The 15,255-nt window shown below is 55.9% G+C and carries 17 protein-coding genes; 10 read left to right on the top strand and 7 right to left on the bottom strand.

Annotation, left to right across the window (positions count from 1 at the left end; all coding sequences use genetic code 11):
• Window positions 1-96 precede the first annotated feature (96 nt).
• From AC2FLE_RS03880 to grxD, 6 genes are all read left to right on the top strand, one after another.
• Complete coding sequence (locus AC2FLE_RS03880) at window positions 97-2,346, top strand: mechanosensitive ion channel family protein (protein ID WP_496695354.1); 2,250 nt, start codon at window positions 97-99, stop codon at window positions 2,344-2,346.
• 234 nt (window positions 2,347-2,580) lie between these two features.
• Complete coding sequence (gene purL, locus AC2FLE_RS03875; protein ID WP_496695352.1) at window positions 2,581-4,740, top strand: phosphoribosylformylglycinamidine synthase subunit PurL; 2,160 nt, start codon at window positions 2,581-2,583, stop codon at window positions 4,738-4,740.
• Between the two features lie 134 nt (window positions 4,741-4,874).
• Entirely contained in the window at window positions 4,875-5,111 is a 237-nt protein-coding gene (locus AC2FLE_RS03870; protein ID WP_142634001.1) for a BolA/IbaG family iron-sulfur metabolism protein, read from the top strand.
• A 32-nt stretch (window positions 5,112-5,143) separates the two neighbouring features.
• Window positions 5,144-5,350, top strand: a complete 207-nt coding sequence (locus tag AC2FLE_RS03865; RefSeq protein WP_496695350.1) for a hypothetical protein — start codon at window positions 5,144-5,146, stop codon at window positions 5,348-5,350.
• The gene (locus tag AC2FLE_RS03860; protein WP_282021284.1) at window positions 5,347-5,622 is read left to right on the top strand and encodes a hypothetical protein; all 276 of its coding nucleotides are present in this window, start codon (window positions 5,347-5,349) and stop codon (window positions 5,620-5,622) included. Before AC2FLE_RS03865 ends, AC2FLE_RS03860 begins: the two co-directional genes overlap by 4 nt.
• Before the next feature lies 1 nt (window position 5,623).
• The gene (grxD, locus tag AC2FLE_RS03855) at window positions 5,624-5,986 is read left to right on the top strand and encodes a Grx4 family monothiol glutaredoxin (RefSeq protein ID WP_142634005.1); all 363 of its coding nucleotides are present in this window, start codon (window positions 5,624-5,626) and stop codon (window positions 5,984-5,986) included.
• Here the strand turns inward: grxD and AC2FLE_RS03850 are convergent, their stop codons facing one another.
• Genes AC2FLE_RS03850 through AC2FLE_RS03840 form a run of 3 tightly spaced genes read right to left on the bottom strand, consistent with a single transcriptional unit; the run spans window position 5,987 to window position 7,478 of the window.
• Window positions 5,987-6,331, bottom strand: a complete 345-nt coding sequence (locus AC2FLE_RS03850) for an MliC family protein (RefSeq protein ID WP_246097133.1) — start codon at window positions 6,329-6,331, stop codon at window positions 5,987-5,989.
• Between the two features lie 5 nt (window positions 6,332-6,336).
• Window positions 6,337-6,732, bottom strand: coding sequence for a cell division protein ZapA (locus AC2FLE_RS03845; protein ID WP_281994664.1), 396 nt, complete (start codon window positions 6,730-6,732; stop codon window positions 6,337-6,339).
• Window positions 6,732-7,478: a hypothetical protein gene (locus AC2FLE_RS03840; RefSeq protein ID WP_496695347.1), complete on the bottom strand. Its 747-nt coding sequence runs from the start codon at window positions 7,476-7,478 to the stop codon at window positions 6,732-6,734. Before AC2FLE_RS03840 ends, AC2FLE_RS03845 begins: the two co-directional genes overlap by 1 nt.
• Window positions 7,479-7,712: 234 nt before the next feature.
• Here AC2FLE_RS03840 and tkt point away from each other — a divergent pair, with 234 nt between their 5' ends.
• A complete protein-coding gene (gene tkt / locus AC2FLE_RS03835) occupies window positions 7,713-9,737 on the top strand; it encodes a transketolase (RefSeq protein WP_496695345.1) in 2,025 nt (674 codons plus the stop codon).
• A gap of 58 nt (window positions 9,738-9,795) precedes the next feature.
• On the opposite strand, the gene AC2FLE_RS03830 is transcribed toward tkt, so the two are convergent.
• The gene (locus AC2FLE_RS03830) at window positions 9,796-10,758 is read right to left on the bottom strand and encodes a DUF808 domain-containing protein (RefSeq protein ID WP_496695344.1); all 963 of its coding nucleotides are present in this window, start codon (window positions 10,756-10,758) and stop codon (window positions 9,796-9,798) included.
• A gap of 184 nt (window positions 10,759-10,942) precedes the next feature.
• Here AC2FLE_RS03830 and gap (AC2FLE_RS03825) point away from each other — a divergent pair, with 184 nt between their 5' ends.
• The 3 genes from gap (AC2FLE_RS03825) to gap (AC2FLE_RS03815) all read left to right on the top strand — a co-directional run bounded on the left by gap (AC2FLE_RS03825) (window position 10,943) and on the right by gap (AC2FLE_RS03815) (window position 13,246).
• Window positions 10,943-11,944, top strand: a complete 1,002-nt coding sequence (gene gap / locus AC2FLE_RS03825) for a type I glyceraldehyde-3-phosphate dehydrogenase (RefSeq protein WP_142634017.1) — start codon at window positions 10,943-10,945, stop codon at window positions 11,942-11,944.
• Window positions 11,945-12,015: 71 nt separating this feature from the next.
• On the top strand, window positions 12,016-12,159 hold the full coding sequence (locus AC2FLE_RS03820; protein ID WP_496679620.1) for a hypothetical protein: 144 nt from the start codon (window positions 12,016-12,018) through the stop codon (window positions 12,157-12,159).
• 82 nt (window positions 12,160-12,241) lie between these two features.
• Window positions 12,242-13,246, top strand: coding sequence for a type I glyceraldehyde-3-phosphate dehydrogenase (gene gap, locus AC2FLE_RS03815; protein ID WP_142634019.1), 1,005 nt, complete (start codon window positions 12,242-12,244; stop codon window positions 13,244-13,246).
• Here the strand turns inward: gap (AC2FLE_RS03815) and coaD are convergent.
• The 3 genes from coaD to AC2FLE_RS03800 form a co-directional block, all read right to left on the bottom strand.
• Window positions 13,238-13,729 (bottom strand): pantetheine-phosphate adenylyltransferase, encoded by a 492-nt coding sequence (gene coaD, locus AC2FLE_RS03810; protein WP_142634021.1) that lies wholly within the window; start codon window positions 13,727-13,729, stop codon window positions 13,238-13,240. The two genes, gap (AC2FLE_RS03815) and coaD, sit on opposite strands and share 9 nt — an antisense overlap.
• Before the next feature lie 85 nt (window positions 13,730-13,814).
• Window positions 13,815-14,252, bottom strand: coding sequence for a CBS domain-containing protein (locus tag AC2FLE_RS03805; protein WP_142634023.1), 438 nt, complete (start codon window positions 14,250-14,252; stop codon window positions 13,815-13,817).
• A 60-nt stretch (window positions 14,253-14,312) separates the two neighbouring features.
• On the bottom strand, window positions 14,313-15,215 hold the full coding sequence (locus AC2FLE_RS03800) for a LysR family transcriptional regulator (protein ID WP_281972156.1): 903 nt from the start codon (window positions 15,213-15,215) through the stop codon (window positions 14,313-14,315).
• Window positions 15,216-15,255 lie beyond the last annotated feature (40 nt).

The following is a 15,255-nucleotide window of genomic DNA, read 5'->3' as shown; positions in this document are numbered from 1 at the left end:
TCGGTGACACCGAACAGCCGAAAACTGCTGGGAAATTTCCACCTCCGCGCCTATGATCCCGTAAAAGATCAAAAATTCGTGTTCGAGGGAAAATTCATGCACCATCCACTCCGCCTATTACTGGCGTTGATTTCCGCCATTCTTCTTGCGGTACCAGTACACGCACAAGACAGTGGGGCCGCGTCGTCTACGGTCACAATTCCAGAGGACCTGACGCCCGATCAAGTTGATGGCTTGGTGGCACGTATGTCCGACGATCAAGTTCGCGCCATTTTGCTGGAACGGCTCGACGCTGTTGCAGAAAAGCAGGCGGCAGCAAACGAAAACCATGAAGATCCGCTTACCGAAATCAGTGAAATCTGGGCCGAGATGGTTACCTCTTGGACGCAGGTTTTGACCACATTGCCAAATATCGTCAGCGCCCAGGTTGAGGCGTTCAGCAATTTCTCAGCGAAATTCGGATCTACCGGGGTGTTTGGCCTGTTTGGGCTGATCCTAGCAGTTCTGGTGGCCGGATACGCTGCTGAAAAATTGTTTGGGTTTCTCACCCGCAAATGGCACGAAGAGCCCGGTGGGAATTCTGATGCCGATCTTTGGAGCGCAGTACGTTACTTGTTCCGCCGTTTCTGCCGGGAAATCGCAGGACTTGTTGTGTTCTATGTTGTTATCCGGGCGATTGGACGGGGCTTGCTGACGACAGAACAGCTTACCTATGCCGCCCCATTCGTTTTCTACCTGATTTGGATTCCGCGTCTGGGCGCCGCCGCCTCACGCTTTGTACTGGCGCCCAAAAAGCCACATTACCGGTTGGTCAACATAGACGATCATTGGGCCAAATATCTGCATCGCAACCTGATTGGCCTTCTTCTACTGATCGGCCTCACGCTCTTTATCGTACGGTTCAACTTGCTTAACGGTATCACCCCGGCCGATACACGTATCGGTTTCTGGCTGAACGCTGGCATCCATATATACATTGGGATCATCGCCTGGACCGCGCGCGAAGGGTTGTCTCAGATGATGTTGGGCACGGACCCGGACCACACCAAATTCGATGAAAAAGTCGCTCATTACTATCCCTACTTCGCTATCGGCGTTTCGGTGGTGATATGGTTCCTGGTCGAATTCCTGATCGCACAGCGTGATCCCAGAACACTTGCCCTGCTTGGCAAAGGGCCACATTTCACGACGATGTTCTGGCTGCTGATCGCTCCAGCGCTTGATACGCTGATCCGTGGCCTCGTGCGCCATCTTCAACCCCCAATGTTGGGCGACGGACCATTGGCCGAACGCGCCTATAAATCAGCCAAGCGCAGCTATATCCGGATTGGTCGCGTGCTGGCCGGCCTGTTTGTGGTCTTTATGATCGCGCGGGTCTGGCAGCTTGATCTTCGACATGTCGCCTCTGCCGGGATCGGAACCGACGTTGGCGGTACGGTTATCGAATTCCTGATGATCATCGCTGTCGGATACATCTTGAACGAGGTCGTCTCACTATGGATCAACCGTCGCCTTGCCAAGGAACAGACAACGGCAGAAGAGCTGGATGAAGAGGCCGGCGGCGAGGGTGGCGGCGCAGGCGGTTCACGTCTGGCGACGGTTCTTCCCTTGCTGCGGATCACGGCGCAAGTCACGATTGCGGTCATCTTCGGCCTGCTCGCATTGGGCGCGCTGGGCATCAACATCACCCCACTTCTGGCAGGTGCTGGTGTCCTTGGTCTTGCGATCGGTTTCGGCGCTCAGAAGCTGGTGGCTGATATCGTCGGCGGTGTCTTCTTCCTTATCGACGATGCGTTTCGCGTGGGTGAATATGTCGATGTCGGTGGCACCATGGGCACCGTCGAGAAAATCTCGATCCGCTCGATGCAGCTCCGCCATCACCGTGGGCCCGTTCACACGATCCCCTATGGCGAGATTCAAAAGCTGACCAATTTCAGCCGTGACTGGGTGATCATGAAGCTAAAGTTCACCGTGCCGTTTGACACTGATCCCAACAAGGTCAAGAAGATCTTCAAGAAGATCGGCGCCGAGATGATGGCGGACGAAACCCACAAAGAAGGCTTCTTGCAGCCCTTTAAATCGCAAGGTGTGTTCGACTTTGACGATGTTGGCATGATCATCCGCGGCAAGTTCATGGCCAAGCCGGGCAAGCAGTTCACGCTTCGCAAGGAAATCTTCAACCGGGTGAAGGCCGAGTTCAATGCCAATGGCATCGACTTTGCCCGCCGCGAAGTTCGCGTAGCAATTCCTGGTCTGGAAGAGGCCGAGAACCTTACCGAACAACAAAAAGCTGCTGTTGGGGCCGCTGCGGCGGACTCGATCAACAAGGGAGAAACCCCAGCTTAAAGACCAGATACAGACGCCACGCGGCTTCTGGGCCGCCTGGCAGGAAGTACTATAGACGGAACCGGCCACTGGCGCGGTTCCGTTTCTTTTTCTGGGCACACAAAGCGCAGAAAAGCTCGAAATTAACTTATACCGGTGACGTTATTCGACCCTGCGCTGACTTGGCCCTTCCCACAGACGCGCCCTTGCCCTACAAGGCCCGCAATCTCGGCCACCATGGATACAGGACAAACGATGCAAGAGCCCGCCATCACACCGGATCTGATTGCCGCGCACGGGTTGAAACCCGAAGAATACAAGATGATCCTGGAGATTATCGGGCGCGAGCCAACCTTTACCGAGTTGGGCATTTTCTCGGCCATGTGGAACGAGCATTGTTCCTACAAATCCTCCAAGAAATGGCTGCGCACCCTGCCCACCTCTGGACCCCAGGTGATCTGCGGACCGGGTGAAAATGCAGGTGTGGTCGATATCGGCGATGGTCAGGCCGTGGTCTTCAAGATGGAAAGCCACAACCATCCGTCTTACATCGAACCCTATCAAGGTGCGGCCACCGGGGTTGGAGGTATCCTGCGCGACGTTTTCACCATGGGTGCGCGCCCAATCGCCTCGATGAACGCGCTGTCTTTTGGTGAACCCGGCCACCACAAGACCCGTCAGCTGGTCAATGGCGTGGTCGAAGGTATCGGCGGCTATGGCAACTGTTTCGGCGTGCCTTGCGTTGGCGGCGAAGTGCGCTTTCACCCGGCCTATAATGGCAACTGCCTTGTGAATGCCTTCGCAGCCGGGCTGGCTGACAGTGACAAGATTTTCTACTCAGCCGCATCGGGCGTCGGCATGCCGGTTGTCTATCTTGGAGCCAAGACCGGACGCGACGGCGTGGGCGGAGCCACCATGGCCAGCGCCGAATTTGACGACACGATCGAGGAAAAGCGCCCCACCGTTCAGGTTGGCGACCCGTTCACCGAAAAACGCCTGATGGAAGCGACGCTGGAGCTGATGCAAACCGGCGCAGTGATCTCGATCCAAGATATGGGCGCGGCGGGCCTGACCTGTTCCGCAGTTGAGATGGGTGACAAAGGCGGTCTGGGCGTTCGGCTTGATCTGGAAAACATCCCCCAGCGCGAAGAGAACATGACAGCCTATGAGATGATGCTGTCGGAATCCCAAGAACGCATGTTGATGGTTCTCAAACCCGAGCTTGAGGCCGAGGCTCGCGCCGTTTTCGATAAATGGGATCTGGATTTCGCTATCGTGGGTGAAACCGTCGCCGAAGATCGCTTTCTGATCATGCATAATGGTGAGGTCAAAGCCGATCTGGTTCTGTCCAAACTCTCCTCAACCGCGCCCGAATATGATCGCCCGTGGGAGCCTACACCGCAAGCAGAAGATCTGGCCGACGTACCTCAGATCGACCCAATCGACGGTCTGCGCGCCCTGCTCGCTTCGCCCAACTATGCGGGCAAGCAATGGGTTTACGAGCAGTATGACACCATGGTTATGGCCGATTCCGTGCGTACGCCTGGTCTGGGCGCCGGCATGGTTCGTGTACACGGCACCGACAAGGTTCTTGCTTTCACCAGTGACGTAACCCCGCGCTATGTGCGAGCCAACCCTGTAGAAGGCGGCAAGCAAGCTGTTGCCGAAGCCTACCGCAACCTGACCGCCGTCGGGGCATTGCCACTAGCGACCACCGACAACCTGAACTTCGGCAACCCCGAAAAGCCCGAGATCATGGGCCAGTTCGTCGGAGCGATCAAAGGCATCGGTGCCGCAGTTGAAGCATTGGATATGCCGATCGTTTCCGGCAACGTCTCGCTGTATAACGAGACCGACGGTCAGGCGATCCTGCCGACCCCGACAATCGGAGCGGTCGGCCTTCTGGCGCACACGGACGAGATCATAGGTAATGAGGTCCGCGACGGCCACGTGGCTCTGGTCATCGGCGATACGCAGGGGCATCTGGGCCAATCCGCCCTTCTGGCCGAAGTGTTCAACCGCGAAGATGGCGACGCGCCGCATGTTGATCTGGACGCCGAAAAGCGCAACGGAGAGTTCATCCGCGCAAACCGAGAGATGATCAAGGCTTGCACCGATCTTGGCGATGGTGGTCTGGCATTGGCAGCCTTCGAACTGGCCGAAGCAACCGGCGTCGGCATAACGCTTGACGACGCCTCGACCGAATTCCTGTTTGGCGAGGATCAGGCCCGTTATCTGGTCGCCTGCAACTTTGACCAGGCCGAAGCCCTGATGATTGCTGCAGGTCAGGCTGGCGTTCCACTGGTATCGGTCGGGCGGTTCACGGGCGACAGCGTCCGCATCGGCTCTTCTGAGGCCTTGCTTGATGAACTGACTGCCACTTTCCGCAACAGCTTCGCCGAAGCCGTCGCCTGATTTTGGCACCTGCGCTTCTGAAAACCTGCACTTTGACAAGTGCAGGTTTTTGTCATTTCGGGGCGTCTATCTGACCCTTGCGCGCCCCGCCCCGGCGCACTACATCTTGGGAAAGACTTTCAGGAGAAACCTACATGCCGATGAGCGCCCACGAGATTGAGAACCTGCTGCGCGACGCGTTTCCCGATGCGGACATTCAGGTCGGCGGCAGCGACGGCGTACATATGTCGGCCATGGTCGTGGATGAGAGCTTTCGTGGCAAAAACCGGGTGCAACAACAGCGAGCAGTTTATGCAGCCCTCAAAGGCAAGATGGACGGCCCAGATGGCGACTTGCACGCGCTGGCTCTGACGACGAAAGTGCCTGAGTGAGCACGACTTTCTGGATTTACGGGATTTGTGGATTGATCGCCCTCGTCGGTAGCGTCATCATTTTCAGATCTACGATAAAGAATGAGCGTGCTGACAAAATTCGGGGCACAGAACCCGGTCAAGGCGAGCAACTGATTGACCACGGAACCGTGTTGGGCGGCGGCGGCGGTCATGTAACAGTTTCCCGTATCACCAGAGACCCTCAAGAATATGCTAAAGCCATGGCTCCAAAAAAATGAGTACATGGCTGGCTTGGATATCAGCAATCGCGGCTTTGATAGTTGCCGCCGCGCTGATCGAGGCCTATGTGAAGCGAAACAGAAAGCGTAAACTGGTCGACATGCGTCCAAACCCGGACAAAATCAGCAAGGTTGACGGCATCGAGAGATACGGGCTGAATCCGCTGGCCCTGGCGCAGGCCGAACACCGACGGCTGGAAAAGGAAGGATGGGTCGCCGCCCCATCACAGGATGAAACGACCGCCCCGGATGCGGATGACAAGGAAAAGTAACATGACCGACGTGAAAACCCAGATCGATGAGACCGTCAAAGCCAATGATGTGGTGCTATATATGAAAGGCACCAAGGAAATGCCGCAATGCGGATTCTCCTCGCGCGTGGCAGGCGTGCTGAACTACATGGGCGTAGAATTTGCTGACGTGAATGTACTGGCCGACGAAGGCTTGCGTCAGGGGATCAAGGACTATTCTGACTGGCCGACTGTTCCGCAACTCTATGTCAAAGGCGAGTTCGTAGGCGGATGCGACATCATCACCGAGATGACCCTGTCGGGCGAATTGGACACGCTGTTTGACGAAAACGGTGTCGGCTACAACAAGGAAGCCGCTGATAAAATCAGGGAAGCAAACGCCTGATCAGCGGCTGACGCAATTTCCCAATAAGACCTGCTCGCTGGCGGCATCTGCACCTGTCGCCAGAAAGCTCACCGTGGCGTCCCAGCCTTTGGAGCGCAGGATGTAAGTGCCAGTTGTTCCGTCGGATTCATAGCGGATACCAGAGCCGCTCTGAGCTTGGCGCAAAGTCACCAGCTTATTGTCGACCATCATGGCTGCCGCGCTGGATCCGTCCTCGGCATTGAAATAGGCAACCTCAAGAGGCACGCCGTTATCACAAGTAAATGTGACGGGCAGAATATCGATCCCAGCCCAGGAAACCTGCGCTGACACAGACATGAAAGTCGCAATAGCAATAGTACGCATATTTATCATTTCGTTGACTTTTCTTCTATGAATGCCGCCATTGCCTCGGCCCGAGCAGCCAACTCTGCCAAGGTGTCGGTGACCGAAGGTGGAACCACGGCAACTTCAATTCTTTCCGGCTCGGGCTGTGGCATGCTACGCAGGTTCCGAAGCTCGGCTTCGGCCTCCGCCAGCTTATTTTCCAGCGAGTTGATTTTGTCACCTGTGGCGGCGGCTTTGTCTGCCAACATCAATCCAGCCATCAAAAGCATCCGGGATTCAGGCATCCGACCGATCTGATCCGACAATACCTGCGCTTCATCATCCAGCAATTTTGCAGCAGCCTGCAGGAAAACCTCTTCGCCTTCCTGGCACGAAACCTCAAAGCCGCGCCCCCCGATTTGAATGGTCAATTCAGGCATTATTCCACCTCTCCTTCGGCCAATTTCGCCTGAGACAGCAACGGTTCCAACCGGGCCAGCACGGCATGTGCTTCGGCCGCATCGGTGGCCTGCGCTGCGCGCGTTGCCTCAAGCTCGGCAGCTGTGGCACGGTTCAACAGATCCGCATCGGTCATTCCGTCTTCTGCAGCTGTGCGCAGCTCTTCGACCGACATTCGTAGTTGTTCGTTGGCTTTGCGCATGCGCTGCAGATCATCATCCAGACGCGACATCGCCGAGCCATGGCTACTGCGTTCTGCGCGCAGCATTTCTAACTCGGCGCTGAGTTCCGCCACGCGTTCACTATCCGCCAATTCCGAACGAAGACGGGCATTTTCGGCTTTAAGTTCTTCGACAACATCCTGATCTTCCAATGCTGCCTTTGCGCTTGCCAACTCGGCCCGTGCGGCTTCGACCGAGGTAAGCTGTGCCTTGGCATCGTCGAGTTGCTCGCGCAGCGCTGCACTTTCCTGACTATCGGACGAGGTATTACGCAAGGCTTCGATTTCTAAGCGCATGGCATCGACTTCGGAATCGTGTCTTTCTTTTAATGATCTGAGACGCTCTTCAAGTTGAGCATTCGCAACCCTCTCATCATCCAGAGCTACACGCAGAGTGTCATCTTCTCCACCGCTGCCTGCGCCAACTTCCGCCATTGTCGCAATGCCGGATCCAATCCGATCCATCGCGGCCACAATACGGCGTTGTAGTTCTTCGATCTGGCTCATGCCCCTGCCACCTTTTTATCAAGGTTCCTTGTTTCGCGAGGTTATCCGAATCAACCTTGTACGCGTCTTGGCCTAGTCTAACCCAATGGCATCGAAAATACCCACTGTTTGCTTTCAACGACTTGGGTCACATTCTTGATCCAGCAAAACCTTGCAGCACCCAGTTCTACTTGCACTTTGAGGGCTGAATGGTATTGAGCGGCCATCTGCCTGTAATCCAAAGGAACAACACCCGTGGACCTGACTGCGCTGCGCAATGCCAACCCCGAACACTGGGACAAAGCTGCGGCCATCCGCACATTGACCCTCGACGCCGTCGCCGCCGCCAATTCCGGCCATTCCGGTATGCCAATGGGCATGGCCGATGTCGCGACTGTACTGTTCGAAAAGCACCTTAAATTCGACGCCTCGGCCCCAAACTGGCCCGACCGCGACCGGTTCATCCTGTCCGCCGGTCACGGCTCGATGCTGATCTATTCGCTGTTGTATCTCACTGGGAACGCTGACGTTACGCTGGAACAGATCAAGAATTTCCGTCAGCTGGGCGCAAAAACTGCAGGTCACCCCGAGAACTTCCTTGTCAACGGGATCGAAACCACAACCGGCCCGCTGGGTCAGGGGATCTCGAACGCCGTTGGTTTTGCCATGGCCGAGGAAATTCAGCGCGCTCATTACGGCAAGAAGATCGTAGATCACTATACCTATGTCATCGCGGGCGACGGCTGCCTTATGGAAGGCGTTAGCCAAGAGGCCATCACGCTGGCCGGCCGTCACGAGCTGGGTAAGCTGATCGTGTTCTGGGACAACAACAACATCACCATCGACGGCACGGTCGACATAGCTGACCGGACCGATCAGGTGAAACGTTTTGCCGCCTCGGGCTGGCAGGTCATCGAGATTGATGGTCATGATCCGCAGGCCATCGACGAGGCCATCACCAAGGCGAAATCGTCAAACAAGCCGACCATGATCGCCTGTGAAAGCCATATTGCTTTGGGTCACGCCGCGCAGGATACCTCGAAAGGCCACGGCGCCCTGACCGATCAGGAACAGCTGAAAGCGGCCAAAGAGGCCTATGCCGCCCCGCATGGCGCGTTCGAAATTCCGGCAAATGTCAAAACTGCCTGGGAAGCAATCGGTTCCCGCGGCGCGGCCGAGCGGTCTGCGTGGGAGGAGCGTTTCACACAGATCTCTGAACGCAAACAGGCCGAGTTCAACCGCTCTTATGCGTTCGAGGCACCCAAAAAGCTGGCCGGTGCCATCCGCTCGTTCAAAAAGCAGATGTCGGAAGATCAGCCCAAACTGGCCACCCGCGCCTCGTCCGAGAAAGTTCTGAACGCGGTCAACCCGATCATGCCGGAAACTATTGGCGGCTCTGCTGACCTGACCGGTTCGAACAACACGAAATCGGCCGATATGGGCGTGTTCCTGCCGGAAAACCGCAAGGGTCGGTACATCCATTATGGTATCCGCGAACACGGCATGGCCGCCGCGATGAACGGTATGGCGCTGCATGGCGGTATACGCCCCTATGGCGGTACCTTCATGGCGTTCACCGACTATGCGCGGCCCTCGATGCGGCTTGCAGCGCTGATGAAGATACCTACGGTCTTTGTGATGACCCATGACTCGATCGGTCTGGGCGAAGACGGCCCGACCCACCAGCCGGTCGAGCATCTGGCGATCTCACGCGCGACACCGAATACCTATGTTTTCCGCCCGGCGGATGCCGTTGAAACAGCGGAATCCTGGGAACTGGCGCTGACTTTCAAGGACAGCCCTTCGGTCTTGTCCCTGACCCGCCAGGGCGTGCCGACCGTACGCAAGGATCACAAAACCAAAAACCTGACTGCACAAGGCGGCTATGTTCTTGCCGAAGCCGAAGGCAAGCGTCAGGCAATCCTGATCGCAACCGGTTCGGAAGTGTCGCTGGCGATGGAAGCCAAGGCGATGCTCGAGGCCGAGGGCATTGGCACGCGCGTCGTGTCGATGCCATGCATGGAACTGTTCGCCGAGCAGGATGAAGCGTATCGCAAGCGGGTTCTGCCCGGTGGAGCCGTCCGTGTCGGCATCGAGGCCGCCGTCCGCGCCGGAGGCTGGGACCGCTGGCTGCTGGGTGAACGCGGCCGTGACGCCAAGGCAGGCTTCATCGGCATGTCGGGCTTTGGCGCGTCTGCCCCCGCTGATGAACTGTACAAACATTTCGGCATCACTGCCGAGGCCACAGTTGCAAAGGTCAAAGAATTGCTGGAGCCGTAATTCCCAATTTCAAATATCAAGCGAAGGGCGGCCATGCGCCGCCCTTTTCGTTTTCTGATTAATGCGTTTCAGATTTCCGAGACAAAATCGGCGCGACCACTTTGGTTGCAATCGGGATCAGCACGAACCCCCAGGCCAGTCCGAATATGCCATCCATCGTGGCTTTGGAAATCCACTCCACGGCACCTTCCCATTGCGCCGAAACCGCATGCCCGGCTGCATAGGCCATGTCATGGATCTGATGCCCCAACCAGCCAAAACCCAGAACCTCAAGCCCGTGAATGATGATCGAGCCGCCAACCCACAGCATCGCAGCTGTGCCGACAATCGACAGCACTTTCATGACAACCGGCATCGCCTTGACCAATCCACGCCCCAATCCGCGCCCGATCGGCGTTGGTGCGTTCCGCGCCAGGAAAAGGCCCACATCGTCCATCTTCACGATCAAGGCGACCGAGCCATAAACGACCAGAGTCACACCTAGTCCAACAACGGCCAGCGTTGCCGCCTGCATCCAGATATTCGGTGCTTCGATGGCGGCAAGGGCGATTGTCATGATCTCGGCGGACAGGATGAAATCGGTTTTGATCGCACCCTTGACCTTCTGCTCTTCCAGATGGCCCGGGTCTTTGACCTTCATATCTTCATCTATGACGTGGCTGCCATGAGGGAAAAGCAGGTGAAATATCTTTTCTGCCCCTTCGAAGCACAAATAGGACCCGCCAAGCATCAACAAGGGCGTTATCAACCAGGGTGCAAAATTGGCCAGCAACAAAGCGACTGGCAACAGCAGGATAATCTTGTTGAAAATCGAGCCGCGCGCAATGCGCCAGATGATCGGCAATTCCCGCGCCGGGGCAAAGCCCTGCACATATTTCGGAGTAACTGCTGCATCGTCGATGATCACGCCCGCAGTCTTGGCCCCGGCCTTGCCGGCGGCAGCGACCACATCGTCCACTGACGCCGCAGCAACCTTTGCTATGCCAGCAACATCATCCAACAGTGCCAACAAACCACTCATGCGTGTTTCCTCTCATCTCACCTGTCGCCAGGGGACCCTACCCGATCCGACGGCTAGCGCAAGCGTTAGCGCAACCGGCGAAGGTTTGCGCTAACACGTTAAGAATATGTCACTTTTGCCCTTTTGAGAAAGCGTCTGTGCCGCTATATGCCCCGCAGAGCAAGCGCATTTTTGGAGACGTCAGATGACCATCAAGGTCGGCATCAATGGATTTGGCCGTATCGGCCGCTGCACCCTGTCGCATATTGCGGCATCGGCCCGCAACGACATCGAAGTGATCAAGGTCAACGCGACCGGCCCATTGGAAACCACCGCCCACCTGCTGAAATACGACAGCATCCACGGCCGCTTTCCCCGCGATGTTTCGATCGAAGGCAACACCATGGATTTGGGCCGCGGCCCAATGGAGGTGTTCTCGACTTACGATATGAACGAGCTTGATTGGGAAGGTTGTGACGTCGTTTTGGAGTGCACCGGAAAATTCAACGATGGCCTGAAAGCCAAAACGCATCTGGAACGCGGTGCTCAGAAGGTTCTTTTGTCTGCGCCAGGTAAGAATGTTGATAAAACCATTGTCTATGGCGTGAACCACAACAGCCTGGTTACTGAAGATAGAATGGTTTCGAATGGCTCTTGCACCACGAACTGCCTTGCTCCGCTTGCCAAGGTGCTGGACGAAGGTATCGGGATCGAACACGGTATCATGACTACGATCCATGCCTATACCGGCGACCAGCCGACACTGGATCGCCGTCATAGTGACCTGTATCGCGCTCGCGCTGCGGCAATGTCCATGATCCCAACTTCAACAGGTGCAGCCAAAGCTCTGGGCGAAGTTCTGCCGAACCTGAAGGGTCGTTTGGACGGCTCGGCTATCCGTGTACCAACACCAAACGTTTCTGCTGTCGACCTGACTTTCCATGCGGCGCGTGACGTGACTGTCGAAGATGTTAATGCCATCGTTCGTGAAGCATCACGGGGATCAATGCAGCGCGTCGTGGGATATGAGCCTGCGCCGCTGGTCTCGACCGATTTCAATCATACTGAAGAAAGCTCGATTTTCGCACCAGACCAGACACGGGTCGTTAACAACCGCATGGTTCGTGTTCTGGCTTGGTATGACAACGAATGGGCCTTCTCGGTCCGTATGGCAGACGTCGCCGTGGCCATGGGACGGCTTAACTAAAACGCCGTAGAAATGTTGTACCTTTACACCCGCTCAGTTTATCTGGGCGGGTGTTTTCATTCGGGGCCAACATGACCAATCAAATTGCTATCTGGCTTGGCCTTCTAATACTTGGCTGTCTGCTAGTCGATTACGCAATGTTCGACTCTGAGAACCTGATCTTCCTGGGAAAGAAACTTTACACCTTCCTGGACTGGCTCGCCTTCTGGCGCTGACAGAGGTTTTTCTTGACTTTTTCCTTGATCTAGCTTTGTTAGCGCTAACTTTGCAATAACAGACACCCAGACGGAGCAGACCATGACACTCAAGTTGGCAATCAATGGATTTGGACGGATCGGGCGCGGTGTTTTGCGGGCCTTGATGGAATCTGGGCGGACCGACGTTCAGATCGTGGCCATAAACGATTTGGCCAAGCCCGAAATTAACGCGCATCTCTTTGAATTCGACAGTGTGCATGGACGTTATACAAAGCCCGTTTCCCTGACCGACGCCGGTTTGGATGTCGGTGCAGGCCCGATCCGCCTAACCAGCGAACGTGAGCCTGAGAAACTCGATTGGTCCGATATTGACGTTGTTCTCGAATGCACAGGCGTGTTTCGCACGCGCGAAGCCGCGGCGCGCCATTTTGACAACGGCGCCAAAAAAGTTCTGATTTCTGCTCCTGCCCGCGGGGATGGTGCGGTCAAAACCATCGTCTTCGGGGTAAATGACCATGAGCTGACCGTCGAGGATACGATCGTTTCGAACGCATCCTGCACGACCAACTGTTTGTCACCCGTTGCTGCGGCGCTGGACGAGGGTTTGGGCATTGTCCACGGAAACATGACAACCGTTCATGCCTATACAGCCAGCCAACCAGTTCACGATACCGCCGGAAAAGACCCGTATCTGTCACGCGCGGCTGCATTGTCGATGATTCCCACCACTACGGGGGCAGCCTCAGCCGTAGGTCTCGTATTGCCCCAGTTGGCAGGTAAATTGACTGGACAGGCAATCCGTGTACCCACTCCGAACGTCTCGGTTGTGGATCTGGTGGCCGAGGTGTCGCGCCCAACAACCGAAGAAGAGGTCAACCAGTTGTTCATTGATGCCGCGGCCAATATTCGCGGTGTCCTGGCTGCGGAAAGCCGCCCACTAGTGTCGATCGACTTCAATCACGACGCACACAGTTCGACCGTATCTTTGGCTGAAACCAAGGTGACAGACGGCACGTTGGTCCGGGTGCTGGCCTGGTACGACAATGAATGGGGCTTTTCGAACCGGATGCTGGACACGGCGGCCGCGATGGGCGCGCTATCCTAAGCGCGCACGCAGCGCGTCATTTACGCGGGGCGTGACGAAATTCGACACGTCCCCGTTCAATCGCGCGATCTCTTTCACCAGCTTCGAAGCAATCGCCTGATGGCGGGCCTCAGCCATAAGGAACACCGTCTCGATTGAGTCGTCCAATGCGCGGTTCATACCGACCATCTGGAACTCATACTCGAAATCCGCAACAGCACGCAGGCCTCTGACAATGACCTGAGCACCTACGTCGCGGGCACAGTTGATAAGCAGGTTTTCAAAAGGATGGGCGACAATTTCAGTTCCGGTCTGTTCGGAAAGAAAGGAACACTCGGCTTCGATCATCTCGACCCGTTCTTCCAACGAAAATAACGGCCCCTTTTCCCGATTGATCGCTACCCCAATCACGAGCTTGTCAACCAGAGCAGCCGCGCGACGGATGATATCAATATGACCCAGGGTGATCGGATCAAATGTTCCGGGATACAATCCAACCCTCATTGCCGCCTCCTGCGCAACGAAATTTCTGCGCAAGCAAACATAACTTGGCTATGGGTGCAAGTAGTTGCGTCGCGTTTCTATGGGCTTAATGGCCCATGATCATGCCTTCCAATGCGTCTTTTTCCATTGCCAGTTCGGAAAGCTGTGCTTTGACAACGTCGCCTAGGGTAACAATGCCAACGAGGTTACCGTCCTCAACAACCGGCATATGGCGAAAGCGCCCTTCGGTCATCCGCGACATTATATCCTGGACAGTATCCTGTTGCGTCGCTGTCACCAGCTCGCGGGTCATATAAGCGCTTACGGGTTTTGATAGGCATCCGCTGCCGCTTGCGGCCAGTTCGCGCACAATGTCACGCTCTGATAAGATGCCTGATGCGGTCTTACCGCCGTCTTCTGATACAACCACCGTTCCGATGCGCTTTTCTGCAAGAATTCCTGCAACCTCTGAAACTGTGCGCGAAGGAGCAACTGTCACCACGCCTCCGGTGGCTTTGGATTTCAGAATGGCCTGAACAAGCATTGACGTAACCTCCGAAATAACTTCGTGTTTTCCAAAGCGTTGCCGGAATGAAATAGCCTGTCAAGGTGAAGCTTCAGCCTCAAGCCGCTCAACTTCATCGCGAATCCCCTGGGACAGGGCCTGCGCGAACCGATTCAACCGCTCGTTTCGTTGGTCACCTTGATGTCGAACCAGATGAAAACTGCGTGTCAAACTCACTTGATCAACCAATATTTTCTTCAACTTCGGGTGAAATGGCAGCGTGAAATCATGCGCAATGCAGATCCCTGATCCTTGCGAAACCTGCCGCAGTTGGACAGAGACCGAATTCGAGGCCAGCGCGACACGGTCAACACCCAGATCGACCAGATAGTCAAGTTCGCGGTCGAATATCATATCAGGTATGTATCCGATCATACGATGCCCCCCTAACGTGCTGATGGAATGAACCGCAGGGTGATCGGCAAGGTATTCCTGCGTTGCGACAAGATGAAGTTTGTAATCGGTAATTTTCTGTACAAGCAGTTTTCCAGCGGTCGGTGCGCTGACGGTCACGGCCATATCGGCTTCACGTCGGGAAAGGTTGATGACGCGCGGCAAGGCCAGAATTTGTATGTCCAGATTGGGATTGGCGTCACAAATCTTGCCACACACCTGCGGCAACAAGTAGTTCGCACACCCGTCCGGTGCGCCGATCCGGATTTGTCCGCTCAACCTCTCAGATGGTTCAGCCATGGCGCCTGCTGCAGCGCGCATCGCCTCTTCGGCTTTCAGACCGTGGTCCATCAAACGCTCACCAGCTGAGGTCAGCACATATCCCTGCTGCGATTTGGTGAACAGCGGCGCATCCAGAGACGCTTCCAACCGCGCAACACGGCGTCCGACCGTAGCCGGGTCAATCCGAAGTAATCGTCCCGCCGCCGAAAGGCTTTCTTCGCGGGCAACGGCCAGAAAGACCCTCATATCATCCCAATTAGGTGTCACGCTTCACCTTTGCAATTTTGCAAAACACCTTTGGGACATT

Source organism: Ruegeria sp. CDSA077 (genome assembly GCF_059612265.1).
The sequence above is the reverse complement of the archived record's forward strand: the minus strand, read 5'-3'. Positions and strand labels throughout refer to the sequence as shown.